This is a genomic window from Corynebacterium afermentans subsp. lipophilum (assembly GCF_030408375.1).
Lineage (GTDB): Bacteria > Actinomycetota > Actinomycetes > Mycobacteriales > Mycobacteriaceae > Corynebacterium > Corynebacterium lipophilum.
In genome coordinates, this window is record NZ_CP046530.1 from 379,823 (window position 1) to 399,233 (window position 19,411).

At 64.2% G+C, this 19,411-nt stretch carries 25 protein-coding genes; 22 read left to right on the forward strand and 3 right to left on the reverse strand.

Annotated features, from left to right (window positions below; translation table 11 throughout):
• The first annotated feature begins 184 nt into the window (after positions 1 to 184).
• Positions 185 to 1,702, forward strand: coding sequence for an OFA family MFS transporter (locus CAFEL_RS01780; RefSeq protein WP_194561060.1), 1,518 nt, complete (start codon positions 185 to 187; stop codon positions 1,700 to 1,702).
• 6 nt (positions 1,703 to 1,708) lie between these two features.
• Here the strand turns inward: CAFEL_RS01780 and CAFEL_RS01785 are convergent, their stop codons facing one another.
• A complete protein-coding gene (locus CAFEL_RS01785; RefSeq protein WP_194561059.1) occupies positions 1,709 to 2,464 on the reverse strand; it encodes a formate dehydrogenase accessory sulfurtransferase FdhD in 756 nt (251 codons plus the stop codon).
• Between the two features lie 55 nt (positions 2,465 to 2,519).
• Here CAFEL_RS01785 and CAFEL_RS01790 point away from each other — a divergent pair, with 55 nt between their 5' ends.
• On the forward strand, positions 2,520 to 3,533 hold the full coding sequence (locus CAFEL_RS01790; RefSeq protein ID WP_194561058.1) for an NADP-dependent oxidoreductase: 1,014 nt from the start codon (positions 2,520 to 2,522) through the stop codon (positions 3,531 to 3,533).
• A gap of 3 nt (positions 3,534 to 3,536) precedes the next feature.
• Here CAFEL_RS01790 and CAFEL_RS01795 read toward each other — a convergent pair whose 3' ends face one another.
• On the reverse strand, positions 3,537 to 4,007 hold the full coding sequence (locus tag CAFEL_RS01795) for a carboxymuconolactone decarboxylase family protein (RefSeq protein ID WP_194561057.1): 471 nt from the start codon (positions 4,005 to 4,007) through the stop codon (positions 3,537 to 3,539).
• 138 nt (positions 4,008 to 4,145) lie between these two features.
• Between CAFEL_RS01795 and CAFEL_RS01800 the strand changes: the two genes are divergently transcribed.
• The 3 genes from CAFEL_RS01800 (at position 4,146) to CAFEL_RS01810 (ending at position 6,426) form a co-directional block, all read left to right on the forward strand.
• A complete protein-coding gene (locus CAFEL_RS01800; RefSeq protein ID WP_194561056.1) occupies positions 4,146 to 4,859 on the forward strand; it encodes a DUF2786 domain-containing protein in 714 nt (237 codons plus the stop codon).
• Positions 4,860 to 4,966: 107 nt separating this feature from the next.
• Positions 4,967 to 5,293, forward strand: coding sequence for an ArsR/SmtB family transcription factor (locus tag CAFEL_RS01805; RefSeq protein WP_194561055.1), 327 nt, complete (start codon positions 4,967 to 4,969; stop codon positions 5,291 to 5,293).
• On the forward strand, positions 5,293 to 6,426 hold the full coding sequence (locus tag CAFEL_RS01810) for an MFS transporter (RefSeq protein WP_228496560.1): 1,134 nt from the start codon (positions 5,293 to 5,295) through the stop codon (positions 6,424 to 6,426). The genes CAFEL_RS01805 and CAFEL_RS01810 overlap by 1 nt, the downstream gene beginning before the upstream one ends.
• A 12-nt stretch (positions 6,427 to 6,438) precedes the next feature.
• Here CAFEL_RS01810 and CAFEL_RS01815 read toward each other — a convergent pair whose 3' ends face one another.
• Positions 6,439 to 7,671: an amidohydrolase gene (locus CAFEL_RS01815; protein WP_194561053.1), complete on the reverse strand. Its 1,233-nt coding sequence runs from the start codon at positions 7,669 to 7,671 to the stop codon at positions 6,439 to 6,441.
• Between the two features lie 351 nt (positions 7,672 to 8,022).
• Between CAFEL_RS01815 and rpsH the strand changes: the two genes are divergently transcribed.
• From rpsH to truA, 17 genes are all read left to right on the forward strand, one after another.
• Positions 8,023 to 8,421: a 30S ribosomal protein S8 gene (gene rpsH, locus CAFEL_RS01820; RefSeq protein ID WP_034997275.1), complete on the forward strand. Its 399-nt coding sequence runs from the start codon at positions 8,023 to 8,025 to the stop codon at positions 8,419 to 8,421.
• Positions 8,422 to 8,440: 19 nt separating this feature from the next.
• Complete coding sequence (rplF, locus tag CAFEL_RS01825) at positions 8,441 to 8,977, forward strand: 50S ribosomal protein L6 (protein WP_194561052.1); 537 nt, start codon at positions 8,441 to 8,443, stop codon at positions 8,975 to 8,977.
• Positions 8,978 to 8,979: 2 nt separating this feature from the next.
• On the forward strand, positions 8,980 to 9,384 hold the full coding sequence (rplR, locus tag CAFEL_RS01830; RefSeq protein WP_181889819.1) for a 50S ribosomal protein L18: 405 nt from the start codon (positions 8,980 to 8,982) through the stop codon (positions 9,382 to 9,384).
• A 40-nt stretch (positions 9,385 to 9,424) separates the two neighbouring features.
• Positions 9,425 to 10,069 carry a 30S ribosomal protein S5 gene (gene rpsE, locus CAFEL_RS01835; protein ID WP_194561051.1) on the forward strand — a complete coding sequence of 215 codons (645 nt, stop codon included), beginning with the start codon at positions 9,425 to 9,427 and terminating at the stop codon, positions 10,067 to 10,069.
• A gap of 5 nt (positions 10,070 to 10,074) precedes the next feature.
• Positions 10,075 to 10,260, forward strand: coding sequence for a 50S ribosomal protein L30 (rpmD, locus tag CAFEL_RS01840; protein ID WP_034997282.1), 186 nt, complete (start codon positions 10,075 to 10,077; stop codon positions 10,258 to 10,260).
• A 7-nt stretch (positions 10,261 to 10,267) separates the two neighbouring features.
• Positions 10,268 to 10,765, forward strand: a complete 498-nt coding sequence (gene rplO / locus CAFEL_RS01845; RefSeq protein WP_194561050.1) for a 50S ribosomal protein L15 — start codon at positions 10,268 to 10,270, stop codon at positions 10,763 to 10,765.
• A gap of 464 nt (positions 10,766 to 11,229) precedes the next feature.
• Positions 11,230 to 12,558, forward strand: a complete 1,329-nt coding sequence (secY, locus tag CAFEL_RS01850; RefSeq protein WP_194561049.1) for a preprotein translocase subunit SecY — start codon at positions 11,230 to 11,232, stop codon at positions 12,556 to 12,558.
• Entirely contained in the window at positions 12,558 to 13,103 is a 546-nt protein-coding gene (locus CAFEL_RS01855; protein ID WP_194561048.1) for an adenylate kinase, read from the forward strand. The genes secY and CAFEL_RS01855 overlap by 1 nt, the downstream gene beginning before the upstream one ends.
• Before the next feature lie 79 nt (positions 13,104 to 13,182).
• Complete coding sequence (gene map, locus CAFEL_RS01860; protein ID WP_194561047.1) at positions 13,183 to 13,974, forward strand: type I methionyl aminopeptidase; 792 nt, start codon at positions 13,183 to 13,185, stop codon at positions 13,972 to 13,974.
• 51 nt (positions 13,975 to 14,025) lie between these two features.
• The gene (locus CAFEL_RS01865) at positions 14,026 to 14,823 is read left to right on the forward strand and encodes a L,D-transpeptidase (protein WP_070844967.1); all 798 of its coding nucleotides are present in this window, start codon (positions 14,026 to 14,028) and stop codon (positions 14,821 to 14,823) included.
• Between the two features lie 165 nt (positions 14,824 to 14,988).
• Positions 14,989 to 15,207, forward strand: coding sequence for a translation initiation factor IF-1 (gene infA, locus CAFEL_RS01870; RefSeq protein ID WP_019193979.1), 219 nt, complete (start codon positions 14,989 to 14,991; stop codon positions 15,205 to 15,207).
• A 175-nt stretch (positions 15,208 to 15,382) separates the two neighbouring features.
• On the forward strand, positions 15,383 to 15,751 hold the full coding sequence (gene rpsM, locus CAFEL_RS01875; protein ID WP_034997293.1) for a 30S ribosomal protein S13: 369 nt from the start codon (positions 15,383 to 15,385) through the stop codon (positions 15,749 to 15,751).
• Positions 15,752 to 15,754: 3 nt separating this feature from the next.
• A complete protein-coding gene (rpsK, locus tag CAFEL_RS01880; RefSeq protein WP_063937554.1) occupies positions 15,755 to 16,156 on the forward strand; it encodes a 30S ribosomal protein S11 in 402 nt (133 codons plus the stop codon).
• 26 nt (positions 16,157 to 16,182) lie between these two features.
• Positions 16,183 to 16,788, forward strand: a complete 606-nt coding sequence (gene rpsD, locus CAFEL_RS01885; RefSeq protein WP_034997297.1) for a 30S ribosomal protein S4 — start codon at positions 16,183 to 16,185, stop codon at positions 16,786 to 16,788.
• Between the two features lie 112 nt (positions 16,789 to 16,900).
• On the forward strand, positions 16,901 to 17,914 hold the full coding sequence (locus tag CAFEL_RS01890; protein WP_194561046.1) for a DNA-directed RNA polymerase subunit alpha: 1,014 nt from the start codon (positions 16,901 to 16,903) through the stop codon (positions 17,912 to 17,914).
• A 46-nt stretch (positions 17,915 to 17,960) separates the two neighbouring features.
• A complete protein-coding gene (rplQ, locus tag CAFEL_RS01895) occupies positions 17,961 to 18,464 on the forward strand; it encodes a 50S ribosomal protein L17 (RefSeq protein WP_194561045.1) in 504 nt (167 codons plus the stop codon).
• A gap of 109 nt (positions 18,465 to 18,573) precedes the next feature.
• Positions 18,574 to 19,404 (forward strand): tRNA pseudouridine(38-40) synthase TruA, encoded by an 831-nt coding sequence (gene truA, locus CAFEL_RS01900; protein ID WP_194561044.1) that lies wholly within the window; start codon positions 18,574 to 18,576, stop codon positions 19,402 to 19,404.
• The last annotated feature ends 7 nt before the right edge of the window (positions 19,405 to 19,411 follow it).

Genomic DNA, 19,411 nt, shown 5'->3' on the forward strand with positions numbered 1-19,411 from the left:
CTCTTGTCGGCGATTTTGCGGTAGTAACGAGCTGCAACTAACGAGTTCTGTGGGTGGGCTCGGGCGGGGGAACCTCGGCGAGCTTCAGTGGGCAGTCTGTGGTGAATGGAAGCTTTTTGTTCCACGCGACTGCGAGATATGATTCCGTTCGTAAATTATGCAGACGAGACGGCAGGAAGCGTCCATGTCAATCTTCTCCCGGGGCGCGATCATCGCGCCTAAGGAATTCAACCGCTGGCTCATCGTCCCGGCGGCGCTGGCCATCCACCTCTCCATCGGTCAGGTTTACGGGTTCTCCGTGTTTAAAAAGCCGATGATGGAGCACTTCGGGGTGGGGGAAGTTGCCGTGGGCTGGATCTTCTCGCTGGCGATCGGCATGTTGGGCACCTCGTCTGCGCTGTTCGGCTCGTGGGTGGAAAAGGTCGGGCCGCGCGCGTCCATGTCTGTCGCCGGCCTGCTGTGGGTGGCCGGGTTCCTGGTTGCCACGCTGGGCATTCACACCGGCAACCTGTGGCTGGTATACGTCGGATACGGGTTCATCGGCGGCATTGGTCTGGGCATCGGATACATCTCGCCCGTGTCCACGCTGATGAAGTGGTTCCCGGACCGGCCAGGCCTGGCCACCGGGCTAGCGATCATGGGCTTCGGCGGCGGCGCGCTTATCGCGTCGCCGGCGTCTAACCGGCTGATGGAGGCGTTCGGCGGAGGCGCTGAGCTCGCGGACCGCGCCGCGGGGCTCGAACCGACGTTTATCACGCTTGCGGTGGTGTACCTGCTGGTCATCGCTCTGGGCGCGTACTGCATCCGGCTGCCGCACCCGGATTGGACCCCGTCTGGCGCGCCGAAGTTGAAGGTGAAGCCTGCGAAGGTCGCCATCGTTGGTGCCAATGTCAGCGCGAATAACGCGATCCGCACGCCCCAGTTCTGGTGCCTCTGGGTGATCCTGTTCTGCAACATCACCGCCGGCATCGGCATCTTGGAAAACGCCGCGCCGATGGTGCAGGACTACTACCCGGCGCTGACCGCCGCGGCTGCCGCCGGGTTTGTCGGGCTTTTGTCGCTGGCCAACATGGGCGGGCGCTTCATCTGGTCCTCCGCCTCCGACGTCATTGGCCGCAAGAACATCTACATGGTCTACCTGGGGGTTGGCCTGATCTTCTACTTCGTGGTCGCATCCGCCGGCCACACCAGCCTGGCGCTGTTCGTGGTGAGCACCTTGATCCTGCTCACCTTCTATGGCGGCGGGTTTTCCACCATCCCGGCCTACCTGCGTGACCTCTTCGGCGTGTACCAGGTCGGCGCGATCCACGGCCGGTTGCTCACCGCCTGGTCCGCGGCGGGCGTGGCGGGCCCGCTGATCATCAACATGGTGGTGGAGCGCCAGGCCAGCCGCGGCAACTCCGGCCCGGAGCTGTACCAGCTCTCGCTCTACATCATGTGCGTGCTGCTCGCGGTCGGCTTGATTGCGAACATCTTGGTCAAGCCGGTTCACAAGAAGTGGTTCGAGGACCCGGAGACGGTGCAGGCCAAGGTGGAGGCTGATCGGGCGTCGGCGAGAGCATCCGCTACGACGTCTACCGGCAGCGGCGCTGGATCGCTGCACGCGCTGGCGGCTGTGGTGCTCGCGGTGGTTATCGCGGCGCTGCTCGTCTATGGGCTGTGGGAGACCGCGGTGAAGGCCTCGCAGATGTTCGCCGGTTAGGCCCCCTTAAGCCCCGGCGTAGACGCTGAAGCGCTCCTCGTTCACCTCGCCGACGAGCACCGTGTTGGTGGCCCGGGCAAGCTCTACTGCCATCGACGTCACGCCGGCAGTAGTGGCCACCGCGCCGAACCCGGCCGCCGCGGCGGCGCGCACGATCTCGAAGCCCACCCGCGCATCGGTTGCAAGGGTGAGGGCGGGGGACGCGGAGGCGTCGAGAAGCATGTGCCCCGCAATCTTGTGCACGGCGTTCAAGGCATCGAGGTCCTGGCGACCCGTGCCACCCGCGACGGCGGTGGGCAGGTCGCGCGTGCGGTGCTGCGACAACACCGCAGGAAGTGCGAAGATCTCGGAAGGCTCGAGCTCCATGAACGTATCTCGCACGTCGAGGTTGGCGGCGAGCTCGCGCACCCGCTGCTCGGCGGAAATGCCGCAGGCGTCGCCTGGGATCGGGTCGATGAACTGCGGGGAAGCGGGGCGCGCGAGCTGGATATCCAGCAGGTTGTACGTGTTCTCGCCGCCGATCGCGCCCTCGCAGTAGCGGGCGGTGACCACGTCCTCGACGCGAGTGATCATCCCGCGCGCCAGCAGCAGGCCGTGCGCGAGCTCGATGTCGTGGCCTGGGGCGCGCATAAGCGTAGCGACGCTCACGCCACCGGCCCGGATCTCCAGCGGCTCTTCAACCGCGACCTGGCCCGCGCGGGTGTCGCGGGTGCCGTCGGCGGAGATTTTGGTGACTGCGAAGCTGCGTTTGGTCCTGCTCATTGCCCCGATGCTAGTTGCCGGGGTTGACGGTTGTGGCGGGCGTATGCTGTGCGCCATGCAAGCGATTGTGTACAGGCAATACGGCGGCCCTGAGGTTGTGGAGCGCACGCAAGTCGACCGCGCGGAGCCCGCACCGGACGAGCTGTTGATCCGCACCAGCGCAGTAGGGCTCAACCCCGTTGACGTGATGCAGCGCAACGGCAGCTTTAAAGCGCTCGACCCGTACACCTTCCCCAAGGTCGCCGGCAATGAATTGAGCGGCACTGTAGAGAAGGTCGGTTCCGCCGTCGCGTCCTTTGCCGTGGGCGATGAGGTGGTGGCTCGCGTTGGGGTCAGCGGCCTTGGCGCGTTCGCGGACTATGTTGCGGTCCGCGCGGACTGGGTGGCCAAGGCCTCGCGGGAGCTGTCGCTAGTGCACGCCGCCGGGCTCCCGCTCGCCGGGTTGACCGCGCAGCAAGCCCTGGGCGCGGACCACCTGGCGGTGGGGCAGGGGGACCGGCTGCTCATCACCGGCGCTTCCGGCGGGGTGGGATTGATTGCGGTGCAGTTGGCCAAGCTCGCGGGTGCGCACGTCACGGTTACCGCCTCGGAAAAGGGGGAATCGCTCGTGCGCGAAGCGGGCGCCGACGCGGTGATCAACTACACACAGCGCTCCGTCGCCGAGGGCGGGGAGCGCTTTGACAAGGTGCTCGACCTTGTCGGTGGCGACCAGGTAGCTGAGCTGTTCCAATCGGTGGAGGCCGGCGGCTGCGTGGTCAGCGTGTCCGGTGCGCCGACGCCGGGCAGCCTCGAATCGGCAGCGGCGCCGAAGCGACGGCTGCTGGCCAAGATCGTCTCGCGGCTCGGCAGCGTCAGCATCCGCCGCGCAGCGAAGCGGGCCGGCGTGCACTACGAGTTTTTCCTCATGCACCCGGACGGTGCCGGGTTGGCCGACCTTGTGCGCCTCGTCGACGACGGCAAACTCCGTCTCACGGTGGATACCGTCTACCCGTTGGATGAGTACCGGGCCGCGTTAGAGCATCTCGAGTCGCGCCGGGCGAAGGGCAAGATCGTCATCGACTGGAGCTAGCGCTTACCAATCCAGGTCGAACTCGGTGGTTCCCTTCACCTGCTGCGGATCGGTGCGGGTGGCGATGCTCACGCGGTTGAAGGTGTTGATCGCGCAGATGGAGACCAACAGGTTGTGCGTGCCATCTTCGCCGAAGTGCTCCACTGCGGCGTTCCAGAGCTCGTCGGGCACGGAGGCGTAGCCGTCGATGTGCGTGACCGCGTCGGTGAGCGCAAGGACGGCGCGCTCGTCGTCGGTGAACTCCGCTTCGTGGTTGGTCCAGTCCTCCGCGGCGAGAATGCGCTGCTGGTCCATGCCGTCGGCGCGCGCGTCGCGGCGGTGGGTGGCAATGCAGGCTTTGCAGTCGTTGAGCACGGAGGCGCGCAGGGCGATTAAGTGACCAAGTTCGGCTGGGACGGTGTGCTTCGAGTGCTTGACCATGGGCAGCAGCGAGCGCATCGCCTCACCGCGCATCTGTGTCCGGGGTTCGACCATGCGGCCAATGTACCTGCGAAAACTCCGGTTATCCACAGGGGATCGGACGCGAATTCCACAAGCGTAAAAACACAGGCCTTGACGCCCCGCTACAACTGCACCCACACATCCGAACACAGAAAGGGGTGGGTGCGTCCGATGCGTACCGAAGACAAGATCAAACAACGGCTGCAAAAACTGCTCAACCAGGCCCGCGACCGTGAGGGCACACCGGAAGGCGACGCGTTCTATGCCAGAGCCTTCGAGCTCATGGCCGAGTACGGCTATGAACAACGCGACCTCGACACCGATGACGGCGACGAGGTGGGTCAGCGCGTTTACGAATTCGCCGGCGCCTACACGGAGATGCAAGCGAACCTGCTGCTGACCATCGCGTTCGCGCTGCACTGCACGGGCTTTTCGCAGCGCGTGTACAACTCCACGCGCATGAAAGACGCCGTCATCTTCGGCTGCGCGCGCCACCTGGAGCGGGTGGACATGCTGTACGCGCTGCTGCTGCCCGTGATGCTTGCGGATGCTCAGAAGGTGCGCGCGACTAGCTGGGGTGAATCGGCGGTCGTGCGCCGCCGCAGCTTCATGTCCGGCTTCGCCGCCAGCATCGGCGCGCGCCTCGCCGAGGCGGAAAAGACCGTGGAGGAAGCGGACGGCGAGTATGGGCTCGTGCTGGTCAGTGATTTCCAAAAAGCCACCGAAGCCCGCGACACATTCGCCGAAGAGATGGGCTTCTTTCTCGGCAGCTTCTCGTCCAAGCGGTCCTTCGACGCGGACGCCTTCGACCAGGGCCACGAGGCGGGGCAGCGCTCCGACATCGGGCAGACGCGGGTGCGTTCGCGCCCGGCGCTGCCGTTCTAGCCGCGCTGAAGGGGAATCTAGGTCGAGGGGCTGTGGCCCATCGCGATTGTGCAACTTTTCTTGTATGGTCATCGTGCAAGAAAAGTTGCACATTATTTGGAGAATCGATGACACCACGCGAATACCACCATCCAGTAGTTGAAGAAATCACTCTGACCAGGGTGCTTGGTGCTTTGAGTGATCCCACTCGGCTAGAGATGATCCGTCGGCTCGCCGACGGGTTGGAGCATGACAGTCTTGAGTTGGCAGACGATTTGCCCCGGTCGACGCTCACGTACCACACGCGGATATTGAGGGAGGCGGGTGTGACGTGGACCCGAGGGGAGGGGCGCGCGTGCTTGATCCGATTGCGGCGGGACGATCTAGATCGTTTGTTTCCCGGTGTGCTTGCAGCAGTGATCGCCAACACGGCTACCGAGGGGGAACAGGGATGATGCGTCGGCTATGGCCTTTCGTGCTGGGGAGCGTGGCGCTCGGCCTAGACGCATATGTCGTAGCGGGACTCCTGCCCGCCATAGCAGCTGCCCTCGGCACGCCGGAAGCTACGGTTGGGCTGGGGGTTGCGGCATTTACGGCTTCGTATGCCGTCGTGGGGCCGTTGCTCGCGGGGAGGGCAGGGCAGCGGTCGCGGCACAGCCTGATCATCGCCTTGCTGGTGTTTACGGTAGCCAACTTGGCCACGGCGTTGTCGCCAACTGTCTGGGTTTTCCTGGGGTCTCGCGTGGTGGCGGGCGCAGCAGCTGGTGTGTATTCGCCGCTATCATCTGCGGTCGCCGCGGAACTCGTGGGGCAAGAACACCGAGGGCGAGCACTCGCGCTAGTCCTTGCTGGCTTAGCGGTCGGCACTGTATTCGGCGTGCCCACCGGTCTGGTGCTAGCACAGCATTGGGGTTGGCGCGCCGCGATTCTGCTGATCGTGGTCATTGGAGGTGTAGCACTCGCAGGTATCGCATTGCGAGGAGGGGATCTGCCGGCTATCCCAGCGTCTGGTCCCGCCGGCCGTCTGCGCTCGATTACACGCCCGAAGAATCTCCTCACGGTCACTGTGACGCTGTTGACCGGCGTCGCTTCTCTGGGGCTTTACACCTACCTTACTGTCGTGCTGTCAGGCGGAGCCCTTGCGTCGCACCAGAACGTAGCGATTTGGGTATGGGGGCTCGGCGGAGCGGCCGGAGCATTGGGGATTGGGCGGCTCGCGGACAAATATGACCCGCTGCGGTTGAGTGCTGTGATTCTCGCGGGCCTCACCTGTGCGTTGCTCGGTATGACCCAAGGCCAGATTCCGGTGTTAGTGGTAGTCAGTCTGTTTGTCTGGGGGTTGTGCGGTTGGGCTTCCCTCGCGCCCCAGCAGCAAGTGCTACTTCAAGCGAATCCCACTGATGGCGCAACAGCCGTAGCTGCGAATGCTTCGGCCAACTACCTAGGTTCGGCACTGGGCGCGCTTGCTGGATCGCTTTTGGTAGCTGCAAATACGACGCCGACCGTACTGTGTGGTTCAGCAGCGGTCGTGGCCGCGTTCGCGTTGTTCTGCCAGCTTGTTCGGCAGCGCATGGATTCCAACCCGTGAGCCAAATCCTGCTTACGCCGCGCCATCCACCAGCCAAGCGGCTGCCGCCACGATCATGGCCTCGGCCGCACGGTCAAGCGTGGGCTGCAGGTCGGGTGCGAAGGACGGGGAGTGGTTGCCGGGCGCGTTCTCCCAGTCCGCAAAACCGCCCAAGCCCCAGTAGGTGTACGGCACGCCGAGCGCGTCCGGGATGATGGAGAAGTCCTCCGAAGCGGTGATTTGGCCCAAGTCCACCGCCTCGTCGCCGAAGTGGGCGTCGAATGCGCCGCGCACACGAGCGGTCATCGCCGGGTCGTTGTGCGTGAGCGGGTACTCGTCGTAGAACGTGATCTCCGGCTCGCGGGGGCTGCCCGCTGCGGCGCACTCGCCCTCCACGATGCGGATAATCGTGCTGCGCAACCGGTCGCTGACCTCCCGGGTGTACGCCCGGGTGTCCACCAACAGCTCGGCGGTTTCCGGGATCACATTCGCTTTGACGCCGGAGTGGATCGCGCCGACGGTGAGTACGGCGGTGTCCTTCGCCTCGATCTCGCGGGAGACCACGGTGTGCAGCCGGGTGACAATGTTGGAGGCCAACAAGATCGGATCCACGCCCTTGTCCGGCATGGAGCCGTGGGTGCCTTTGCCCCAGACGGTGATTTGGGCGGAAAAGGACTGGGACATAAACGGCCCCGGGTGGGTGCCCACCACACCTGCGGGCAGCATCGGCAGCACGTGCTGGCCCAGGTACACATCTGGCTTCGGCATTGCCTCGCGGATGCCGTTAGCCAGCATCACCCGGGAACCGGCGTAGGCCTCCTCCGCGGGCTGGAACACGGCCACCAGCGTGCCGCTCCAGCAGTCGCGGTTGGCCGCGTACGCCTCCAGCGCGCCGAGCACGCCCATGATGTGGAAGTCGTGCCCGCAGGCGTGGGCGACGTGTTCCTCGCGGCCGTTGACGGCATCAACCTGCGTGGCGGTGGAGGCGTAGGGCTTGCCGGAGCGCTCCTGCACCGGCAGGCCGTCGATGTCCGCGCGTATCGCCACCACCGGGCCGGGGCCGTTTTCCAGCACGCAGACTGTGCCGGTTTCTCCGACCTGCATGTGCGTGAGCTGCAGCGCGTCCAGCCGCGAGCGGATTTTCGAGGATGTCTGCAGCTCCTGCAGCGACAGCTCCGGATGTTGGTGGAACCACACGTACAGTGCTTCGCGCGCCTCGCGCGTGGCGGCCAGCGATCCAACGAGCTGAGCAAGAGCAGATTCCATAGAGCTTCAGTCTATGAGGTCGCGTGGGTGACCGGGGATCGGTGGTGGCGGAGTTCGTCGATAAGCGATTTGCTCATTGGCGCAGGAAAGCGGTAAGTTACCCCCTCGGACTTGCGCGCCGAGGATTCGGCGTGCGCAAGCCGAAGTACATTTGAACATCCAACTTTGTTGCAGGCCCCCCGCCAAGATGCGGACCGCGTGCAAGGGAGGCGGCGAGCGGCCCACGCTATTGAGTGTGGGCAGCGTGAGTAGCCCCCGACAGACCATGCGGAAAACGCGACCTCAAGCGCTCACGCGCGGCAGGTCACCCGGTGGATGGGAACCGCAACGAGAAAGGTAACGGTCACCACAATGACCATGACTGATCCGATCGCGGACATGCTGTCGCGCGTGCGCAACGCAGCAACTGCGCAGCACGACACCGTGTCTATGCCTTCGTCCAAGATCAAGGTGAACATCGCCGAGATCTTGAAGCAGGAAGGCTACATCGAAGACTACAAAGTTGAGGAAGAGAAGGTCGCCAAGTCGCTGACGCTCAACCTCAAGTACGGCCCGACCCGCGAGCCTTCTATCGCTGGTCTGCGCCGCGTGTCCAAGCCGGGCCTGCGCGTGTACGCGAAGTCCAACGACCTGCCTCAGGTGCTCGGTGGCCTGGGCGTGGCAATCATCTCCACGTCCCACGGCCTGCTCACCGACCGCCAGGCTCAAGAGAAGGGTGTAGGCGGGGAAGTCCTCGCTTACGTCTGGTAAAGGGGAGGTTGAAAGACTTATGTCTCGTGTAGGTAATGCACCCATCGCAATCCCGAACAACGTCGAGGTGAAGATCGACGGCCAGCACGTCGAGGTCAAGGGCCCGAAGGGCACCAAGGGCCTGGATATGCCGGCACCGATCACCGCTTCCGTCGAGGACAACCAGATCCTGGTGGCCCGTCCGGACGACCACCGTGACAACCGTTCGCTTCACGGCCTGACCCGCTCACTGATCAACAACATGGTCGTGGGTGTGACTGAGGGCTACAAGATCGACATGGAGATCTTCGGCGTCGGCTACCGCGTGCAGCAGAAGGGCAAGGACCTCGAGTTCTCCCTCGGCTACTCGCACCCGATCCTGATCGAGGCGCCGGAAGGCGTCACGTTCTCCGTCGACGGCAACACCAAGTTGGCCATCGAAGGTTCCGATAAGCAGCAGGTTGGCCAGATTGCGGCAAACATCCGCCGTCTGCGTAAGGATGACCCGTACAAGGGTAAGGGCATCCGCTACGCCGGCGAGCAGGTCCGCCGCAAGGTCGGAAAGACGGGTAAGTAATCATGAGCAATACTGCAGAGAACACCAAGCGCACCCCGGTTGGCAAGGACATCTCGTCCCGCCGCCGCGAGGCACGCGCACGTCGCCACAACCGCATCCGCAAGACGCTGCGCGGCACCCCGGAGACCCCGCGTCTCGTTGTGCACCGCTCCTCGCGTCACATCCACGTCCAGGTCATCGACGACCTCGCAGGCCACACCCTGGTGTCCGCGTCTTCCATCGAGCCGGACGTGCGCAACCTGGAGGGCGACAAGAAGGAAAAGGCTGCCAAGGTTGGCCAGCTCGTCGCTGAGCGCGCCAAGGCTGCAGGCATCGAAGCAATCGTCTTCGACCGCGGCGGCTACAAGTACCACGGCCGCGTCGCGGCCCTGGCCGAAGCAGCTCGTGAAGGTGGTCTGAAGTTCTAATGATCACCGCAAACATCACCATCAACGGAAGGATCGCGTAATGGCCGAACGTGAACGGCGTGACGGCGGGCGCTCCGCCGACAACCAGAACAAGAACGACCGCAACGACCGCGGCAACCGTGGTGGCCGCGGCCGCCGCGACGACCGTCGCAACAACCAGAACGACGAGCGCGATAAGTACATCGAGCGCGTCATCACCATCAACCGTGTTGCCAAGACCGTCAAGGGCGGCCGCAACATGTCCTTCACCGCACTCGTCGTCGTCGGCGACGGTGAGGGCATGGTCGGCGTCGGCTACGGCAAGGCAAAGGAAGTCCCCGCCGCAATCCAGAAGGGCGCAGAGGAAGCTCGCAAGAACTTCTTCCGCGTCCCGATGATCGGCGGCACCATTCCGCACCCGGTTCAGGCAGAAGAGGCCGCAGGCATCGTCATGCTCCGCCCGGCTGCCCCGGGTACCGGTGTGATCGCCGGTGGCGCTGTCCGTCCGGTGCTCGAGTGCGCTGGTATTCAGGACATCCTGGCCAAGTCCCTTGGCTCGGACAACGCCCTGAACGTGGTCCAGGCAACCGTCGCTGGCCTGAAGCAGCTTGTCCGCCCCGAAGAGGTGGCTGCCAAGCGTGGCAAGTCCGTCGAGGAAGTTGCACCGGCTCGTATGCTGCGCGCACGCGCAGGACAGGAGGCCTAAGCACCATGGCACTGAAGATTACGTTGCACCACGGCAAGATCGGCGAGAAGCCGGTTACCCGTAAGAACCTCGAGGCTCTCGGTCTGCGCAAGATCGGCCAGTCCGTCGTGAAGAAGGACAACGCTGCTACCCGCGGCCAGATCCTCAAGGTGCGCCACCTCGTCACCGTTGAAGAAGTTGCAGGGGAGTAGATACAACATGGCTGACATCATCAAGCTCCATGATCTGCGCCCGGCAGAGGGCGCAAACAAGGCCAAGACCCGCGTTGGTCGCGGTGAGGCCTCCAAGGGCAAGACCGCCGGCCGCGGTACTAAGGGCACCAAGGCTCGTAAGCAGGTTTCCGCTGCTTTCGAGGGTGGCCAGATGCCGCTGCACATGCGTCTGCCGAAGCTGAAGGGCTTCAAGAACCCGAACCGCGTCGGGTACCAGGTGGTCAACGTCGCGGATCTGGCCGAGGCCTTCCCGGAGGGTGGCGACATCGCCATCGCCGACATCGTTGCCAAGGGCCTCGTTCGCCCGAAGCAGCCGGTGAAGGTGCTGGCAGAGGGCGACATCAACGTCGCGCTCAACGTCACCGCGAACAAGTTCTCCAAGTCCGCTGAGGAGAAGATCAAGGCTGCTGGCGGCTCCGCCAACGTCATTGAGTTCTCCAAGCGTGCTCCGAAGGCTGAGGGCGGCTCCACCATCGTGGAGTAAGCCTGAGCTTTTCGACGTCACCCCCGTCCCGGACGTTTCCCGTCCAGGGCGGGGGTTTCGCCGTTGGTGGTGGGGTGCGCTGACAGATTACGGCGGCCGTTTGTGCCGACCTGGGCGTTTAGGTCCTGCCTGACAGATTCCGCCGCGAAGTGTCGGGAGCGGACGCGGAAAAGTTCACTCGCGCATCACCCGACCGTGAACTTTCACGCACCGCCACCAAAGCGACCTGCGGAAAATGAACTATTCCGCCAGCGGTTGTAGACAGATTCATCGGCGGGTGAACTTTCCTGCACCGGGCCCGGAGCGCAGATAACCCAACCTGAAATATCAACTTTCCAACGGGTGCTGTTAGTGTAGTGGGGTCAAAAGACCGCCCCGCCGGTTTTCGCGTGCCGTGAAACCAGGGCGAGGAGTCGAATGTCCACTACCTCCCGTCCGTGGCGCGGCGGGGGCCAGGAGGCTTTGTGTCCGCTATTGCTCAGGCGTTCAAGGACCCGGATCTACGCAAGAAGATCCTGATCACCCTTGCGCTGATGTTTCTGTACCGCGTCGGCGCCCAGATCCCCACTCCGGGCGTGGATTACGCGCTGATCAACTCCCGCCTCGAGGAGATCTCCCAGGGCGACCAGGCGACGATGTTCTCCATCATCGGCCTGTTTTCCGGCGGCGCGCTGCTGCAGCTTTCCATCTTCGCCATCGGCATCATGCCGTACATTACGGCGTCGATTATCGTGCAGCTGCTCACCGTGGTGATCCCGAAGTTCGAGGAGCTGAAGAAGGAAGGCCAGTCCGGCCAGGCGAAGATGACGCAGTACACCCGTTACCTCACGGTGGCGCTGGCTCTGCTGCAGTCCGCCGGCATCGTGGCGCTGGCGGACCGCGAGCAGCTGCTCGGCCAGGGCATGCCGGTGCTGGTGGAGGACCGCAACATCTGGACGCTTCTGATGATGATCATCGTCATGACCTCCGGTGCGGTGCTGATCATGTGGCTCGGCGAGATCATCACTGAAAAGGGCGTGGGCAACGGCATGTCCCTGCTCATCTTCGCGGGTATCGCTACCCAGATCCCGTCCGAGGGTGCGTTCATCCTCCAGCAGTCCGGCGCTGTCACCCTGACCCTGGTGGTGCTCGCCCTGATCGCACTCGTGGTCGGCATCGTGTTCATCGAGCAGGGCCAGCGCCGCATCCCGGTGCAGTACGCCAAGCGCATGGTGGGCCGCCGCCAGTACGGCGGGTCCTCGACCTACCTGCCGCTGAAGGTGAACCAGGCCGGCGTGATCCCGGTGATCTTCGCGTCCTCGCTGATGTACGTGCCGGTGCTGATCACCCAGATCGTCACCATGAACAACCAGACCCCGCCGGACAACTGGTGGATGAACCACGTGATGGCGTGGTTGCAGAACCCGGGTTCCTGGCAGTACATCCTCACCTACGTGGTGCTGATCATCTTCTTCTCCTACTTCTACGTCTCCATCCAGTACGACCCGGTGGACCAGGCGGAGAACATGAAGAAGTACGGCGGCTTCATCCCCGGCATCCGCCCGGGCCGCCCGACCGCGGAGTACCTGGCGTTTGTGATGAACCGACTGCTGTTCGTCGGCGCCATCTACCTTGCCGCGATCGCCGTCCTGCCGAACCTGGCCATGGACGCCGGCATCACCGGCTCCGGCCAGATGGGCATGAGTGCGTTCGGCGGCACCGCGATCCTGATTATGGTTTCCGTGGCCCTGACCACGGTCAAGCAAATTGAATCCCAGCTCCTGCAATCCAACTACGAAGGACTTCTGCGATAATGCGTCTCGTTCTCCTTGGCCCTCCCGGTGCCGGCAAAGGCACCCAAGCCGCGATCCTCTCCGAGAAGCTCGGTGTGCCGCACATCTCCACGGGCGATCTTTTCCGCGCCAACATCGGCGAGGGCACCCCGCTCGGCGTTGAAGCGAAAGGCTACATCGATGCCGGCAAGCTCGTGCCTACCGACGTCACCGCGCGCATGGTCGAAGACCGCCTGAACCAGGAGGACGCGAAGGACGGCTTCCTGCTGGACGGCTTCCCGCGCACCGTGGAACAGGCCGAGATCCTCACCGAGCTGCTGGCTAAGAAGGGTGAGAAGCTCGACGGCGTGCTCAACTTCGTGGTCGACGAGGACGTGGTGGTCGAGCGCATGCTCGCCCGCGGCCGCGCAGACGACAACGAGGAGACCATCCGCACCCGCCTCGGCGTCTACCGCGACGAGACCGCCCCGCTGATCCAGCACTACGGCGACCAGATCATCTCCATCGACGCTGTTGGCGACGTGGAAGAGATCAACCAGCGCGCCATGGAAGCGCTGGGCAAGTAGCCCTTTCGATCGAAGGCCGGTGTGTTCGCACCGGCCTTTCGCATTTTTGCTTATCGACGAACCAAAGGACCACAACGCAATGGTTTTCAGAAAACGCAAGATCGCGGCCAAGACGCCGGCTGAGCTCGACGCCATGGAGGCCGCCGGTCGCATCGTCGGCATCGCCCTGCAGGAGGTCCGCGCCGCCGCCAAGCCGGGCGTAAGCACCCTCGACCTCGACAAGGTGGCCGAGACGGTGATCCGCGATCACGGCGCGACCCCGACGTTTTTGGGCTACCAGGGGTTCACCGGCTCCATCTGCGCGTCGGTGAATGAGGTGGTCGTGCACGGGATTCCGTCGTCAAGCGTTGTGCTCGAAGAAGGCGACCTGGTCTCCATCGACTGCGGCGCGACATTGAACGGCTGGGTGGGCGACAGCGCGTGGTCCTTCGGCGTCGGCGAGCTGGCGCCCGAGGTGGACGCGCTCAACCGCGCCACCGAGTGGGTGCTCGCGGAAGGACTCAAGGCGATGGTGCCGGGCAACAAACTCACCGACGTCTCGCACGCGCTCGAGCTGGCCACCTACGCCGCCGAGGAGCGCTTCGGGGTGGAGCTGGGCATCGTCGACGGCTACGGCGGACACGGCATCGGCCACACGATGCACGAGGATCCGTACTTGGCCAACGAGGGCAAGCCGAACCGCGGCCCCGTCATCCAGGAGGGGTCTGTGCTGGCCATTGAGCCGATGCTGATCCTCGGCGGGGAAGTGGACACCGAGGTGCTCGAGGACGAATGGACCGTGGTGTCTGTGGACCGCTCGCCCGCGGCCCACTGGGAGCACACCGTCGCGGCGACCGCCGAAGGCCCGAAAATTCTTACGTCGCGCGTGTAAATTTCTGGCGCGTTGTAGTGCGTTTGTTGGCAAAAGGGTTATACTTCCGCCATGTCTTACCGTCCCCGCCACGCAAAGCCGTCGCCGCTGAAGCGGCGCGCAACCACCTTCGCCGCCGGTCTCGGTGTCGTTGCCTCCCTGGCCGCCCCGGTGAACGCGCAGGCTGCGCCTTCGCAGAACCCGGTCGCAATGTCCAGCCTGGACTCGCTGTCCGAACAGGCCACCTCGGCCTTTGCCGACCTGGACAAGTCCGCGCGCGAAACCGCGTGGAACATCCGCAACGGTCTGCGCCAGCAGGCCGACGGCCTGGCCGCCATCAACCCGGAGCTGCCGGCGAAGGCGAAAAAGCGCATCGACGAGATCCTCGAGACCTTTTTCCCTGGCCTGATCGCGGAGAAGACCCCGAAGCCGAAGCCGGCTCCCGCCCCGAAGCCTGAGCCGGCACCGGCTCCCGCCCAGGCACCGGCACCGCAGCAGAACCCGCGCGGGGACTTCAACTACGGCCCGTGCCCGGCTGACGCGAAGGCCTGCGTCGACATCGACGGCCGCCGCTCCTGGCTGCAGAACAACGGCGTCATGTACTACCAGTCCGGCCTGATCGGGCCGGGCAAGCCGGGGCAGGAGACCCCGCGCGGCACGTTCTACGTCAACCGCAAGGTCAAAGACGAGATTTCCTGGGAGTTCGGCAACGCGCCGATGCCGTACGCGACCTACTTCACCTACAACGGCATCGCATTCCACCAGGGCGACCCCAACTACCTGTCCAACGGCTGCGTGCGCATGTACCGCGGCGACGCGGAGCGCTACTTCAACGACCTGCAGATCGGCGACAAGGTTTACGTGTTCTAACACTCGCCCGCTACAAGCCCCGGCTATCGCTGGGGCTTTTTGCGTTTTCGCAGGTAAATGGCTAATGTAGTCCAGCGGTGTTTGTGCATACCTGCACGAGCGCCGCATGTAACCGGTAAATACGTCTGCTGCCTGCACTTTCAGGCGGCGTAGGAAGTGGAGTGTATGGCGAAAGAAGGCGCAATCGAGGTTGAGGGCCGCATTGTCGAGCCCCTGAAGAACGCGATGTTCCGGGTCGAACTGGACAACGGGCACGAAGTTCTCGCCCACATCAGTGGCAAGATGCGCCAGCACTACATCCGCATCCTCCCGGAGGACCGCGTCGTGGTGGAGCTTTCCCCCTACGACCTGGACCGCGGGCGTATCACTTACCGCTACAAGTAAGCATTTCAAGCCTCCTCACCCAGATCCGCCCGACGGCGGATCGTGCACCTCTGGCCACGGTGGCTGGAGCCGCGCGTAATCTCAACCCACTCTCCGGCACGGCCCGGACAAAGCGTTGTTTGGCGTGGACGGGTGGGGAGAAAACCACCGTAACAACCCGAAAGGCACGTACCTCATGGCACGTCTAGCTGGTGTTGATCTCCCGCGCAACAAGCGCATGGAGATCGCACTTACCTACATTTACGGCATCGGTGCAACCCGAGCCAAGGAACTGCTCGAGAAGACCGGTATTTCTCCGGACCTGCGCACGGACAATCTGTCCGACGATCAGCTCGCTGCTCTGCGCGACGCGATCGAGTCCTCCTACACCGTAGAGGGCGATCTGCGCCGCGAGGTGCAGGCAGATATCCGCCGCAAGATTGAAATCGGCTCCTACCAGGGCATGCGCCACCGTCGTGGCCTGCCTGTCCGCGGCCAGCGCACCAAGACCAACGCGCGCACCCGCAAGGGCCCGAAGAAGACCATCGCAGGAAAGAAGAAGTAACCTATGGCTGCTCAGACTCGTTCCGGCGCGCGTCGCGGACGCCGCGCCGTCAAGAAGAACGTGGCCGCAGGCCACGCGTACATCAAGTCCACCTTCAACAACACCATCGTGTCCATCACGGACCCGCAGGGCAACGTGATCTCCTGGGCATCTTCCGGCCACGTCGGCTTCAAGGGCTCCCGTAAGTCCACGCCGTTCGCCGCGCAGATGGCTGCCGAGAACGCCGCCCGCAAGGCAATGGACCACGGCATGAAGAAGGTCGACGTCTTTGTCAAGGGTCCGGGCTCCGGCCGCGAGACCGCAATCCGTTCTCTCCAGGCCGCCGGCCTGGAGGTGTCTTCGATCTCCGACGTGACGCCGCAGCCGTTCAACGGCTGCCGTCCGCCGAAGCGTCGTCGCGTTTAAGGCTGAAAGGAAAGAGGTAAAGAGACATGGCTCGTTACACCGGCCCTGCTACCCGTAAGTCCCGTCGCCTCCGCGTCGACCTCGTCGGCGGCGACATGTCCTTCGAGCGTCGCCCGTACCCTCCGGGGCAGGCTGGCCGCGCCCGCATCAAGGAGTCCGAGTACCTGCTCCAGCTGCAGGAGAAGCAGAAGGCTCGCTTCACCTACGGCGTGATGGAGAAGCAGTTCCGCCGCTACTACGAAGAGGCGAACCGTCGCCCGGGCAAGACCGGCGACAACCTGCTGATCCTGCTGGAGTCCCGCCTGGACAACGTGATCTACCGCGCTGGTCTGGCTAAGACCCGCCGTCAGGCACGTCAGCTGGTCTCCCACGGCCACTTCACCGTCAACGGCAAGCACATCAACGTGCCGTCCTTCGCGGTGACGCAGTACGACATCATCGATGTCCGCGACAAGTCCCGCAGCATGCTGTGGTTCGAAGAGGCCCAGGACGCCCTGCTCGACGCCGTCGTTCCGGCGTGGCTGCAGGTCGTTCCGGACACCCTGCGCATTCTCGTGCACCAGCTGCCCGAGCGCGCCCAGATCGAGGTGCCGCTGCAGGAGCAGCTCATCGTCGAGCTCTACTCGAAGTAAACTTTCGTTTGCTTCACCCCGCGCACTGCCGACGTGTTCGGTCGGTGCTCGGAATCTTCCAATATCCGTTCCTACCGGCTTCAAATAGCGGGAGCCGACAAAGGAGAAGTCCATGCTCATTTCTCAGCGTCCTGAACTGACCGAGGAGTACATCGACACCAACCGCTCGAAGTTCATCATCGAGCCGCTCGAGCCTGGTTTCGGTTACACCCTGGGCAACTCTCTGCGCCGCACGCTGCTGTCGTCCATCCCGGGCGCGGCCGTGACCTCCATCAAGATCGACGGTGTGCTCCACGAGTTCACCACGATCACCGGCGTGAAGGAAAACGTCTCTGAGATCATCCTCAACATCAAGGACATCGTGCTGTCCTCCGACTCTGACGAGCCGGTTGTCATGCAGCTTGCTGTTGAAGGCCCTGGCGACGTCACCGCAGGCGACATTGAGCCGCCGGCTGGTGTGGAGATCCACAACCCGGATCTGCACATCGCGTCGCTGAATGAGCAGGCTCGCCTCGAGATGGAGCTTGTCGTCGAGCGCGGCCGCGGCTACGTCCCGGCTATGCCCAACTCCGGCGGTGAGGCCGGCCGCATCCCGGTCGACCAGATTTACTCGCCGGTCACCCGCGTCGCCTATAAGGTTGAGGCGACCCGTGTTGAGCAGCGCACCGACTTTGACAAGCTGATCATCGACGTGGAGACCAAAAACTCCATGACCGCACGCGACGCCCTCGCGTCGGCCGGTTCCACCCTGGTGGAGCTCTTCGGCCTGGCGCGCGAGCTGAACACCGCGGCCGAGGGTATCGAGATCGGCCCGTCGGCGCAGGAGACCGAGTACATCGCCGCGTACTCCACGCCGATCGAGGACCTGAACTTCTCCGTTCGCTCCTACAACTGCCTGAAGCGCCAGGACATCCACACCGTCGGTGAGCTCGCAGAGTGCAGCGAGTCTGACCTGCTGGATATCCGCAACTTCGGCCAGAAGTCCATCAACGAGGTCAAGATCAAGCTCGCCAACCTGGGCCTGACCCTCAAGGACGCTCCGGAAGATTTCGACCCGACCCAGATCGAAGGCTACGACGCCGAGACTGGCGACTACGTCGACACCAGCGCGGACGAGACCGAGTAACACCACAGAGCACGCGCTCAACTAACCGCACACGAGGAGTACGAAAATGCCTACCCCGAAGAAGGGCGCCCGTCTCGGAGGCTCGGCCGGCCACCAGAAGCACATTCTGTCCAACCTGGCCCTGGCCCTGTTCGAGCACGGCGCAATCAAGACGACGGACGCGAAGGCACGTATGCTGCGTCCGTACGCCGAGAAGCTGATCACCAAGGCGAAGAAGGGCACCGTGGCTGACCGCCGCGCCGTGGCCGCTGAGCTGCCGAACAAGGAAGTCGTTGCTTACCTGTTCAACGAGCTCGCACCGAAGTTCGCCAACCGCGATGGCGGCTACACCCGCTCCATCAAGCTGGAGAACCGCGCCGGCGACAACGCTGCGATGACCCAGATCTCTCTGGTGCTCGAGGAGACCGTGTCTTCCGAGGCAACCCGCGCAGCACGCGCCGCCGCTTCCCGCCAGGCCGAGGAGGCCAAGGCTGAAGAGGCTCCGGCTGAGGAGACCAAGGCTGAGGAGACCACCGAGGCTCCGGCCGAGGAGACCGCAGAGGAGAAGTAGCCGCAAGCTACGCACCCCCTTTTGCGCCGAGCGCCCGGGAGTCACTGCAACGTCAGTGCCCCCGGGCGCTTTGCTGTGCGCGCCATTTCCGGCGATACAATGCCTCACCATGGACAACACGCTGCGCCTGCGCCTGGACATCGCCTACGACGGCACCGACTTCCACGGCTGGGCCCGCCAAAAGGGGGACCTGCGCACCGTCCAGCAGACCATCGAGGACGCTCTCTCGCTCGTCTTGCGAACTGACGTGGCACTCACCGTCGCCGGCCGCACCGACGCGGGCGTACACGCCGCCGGGCAGGTCGCGCACACGGACATTCCGGCGGAGTCGCTCAACCAGCGCTCGATTGACGGGGATCCGGGGCGGCTGGTGCGTCGATTAGCAAAATTGCTTCCTGAAGACGTCCGCGTGTTCGGCGTCGCCTGCGCCCCCGCGGGCTTCGACGCGCGTTTTTCCGCGCTTGCCCGCACCTACGTCTACCGGGTGACCACCCACCCCGCGGGTGCCGTGCCCACCCGCGCGCGAGACACCGCTGTGTGGCCGAAACCCGTGGACCTGGGCGCGGTGCAAGCCTGCGCCGACGCCCTGGTCGGCCTGAACAACTTCGCCGCCTTCTGCCGCCCAAAAGAGCACGGCACCACGATCCGCGAGGTGCACAGCTTCACCTGGCGCGAGGTCGAACCGCACCTTTATGAAGCCCGCATCACCGCCGACGCGTTCTGCTGGAACATGGTCCGCGCACTCGTGGCCACCTGCCTCACCGTCGGCGAAGGCAGGCGCGCGCCGCAGTGGCCGGAGGAGCTTTTGCTTCTCGACGCCCGCTCGCCCGACGTCCCCCTGGCCCCTGCCCGCGGCCTGACATTGGTGGGCGTGGAATACCCGGCAGATAGTGACCTGGCGGCGCGAGCCGAAGCGACCAGAGCCACCCGCGAGATGTAGCATGCTT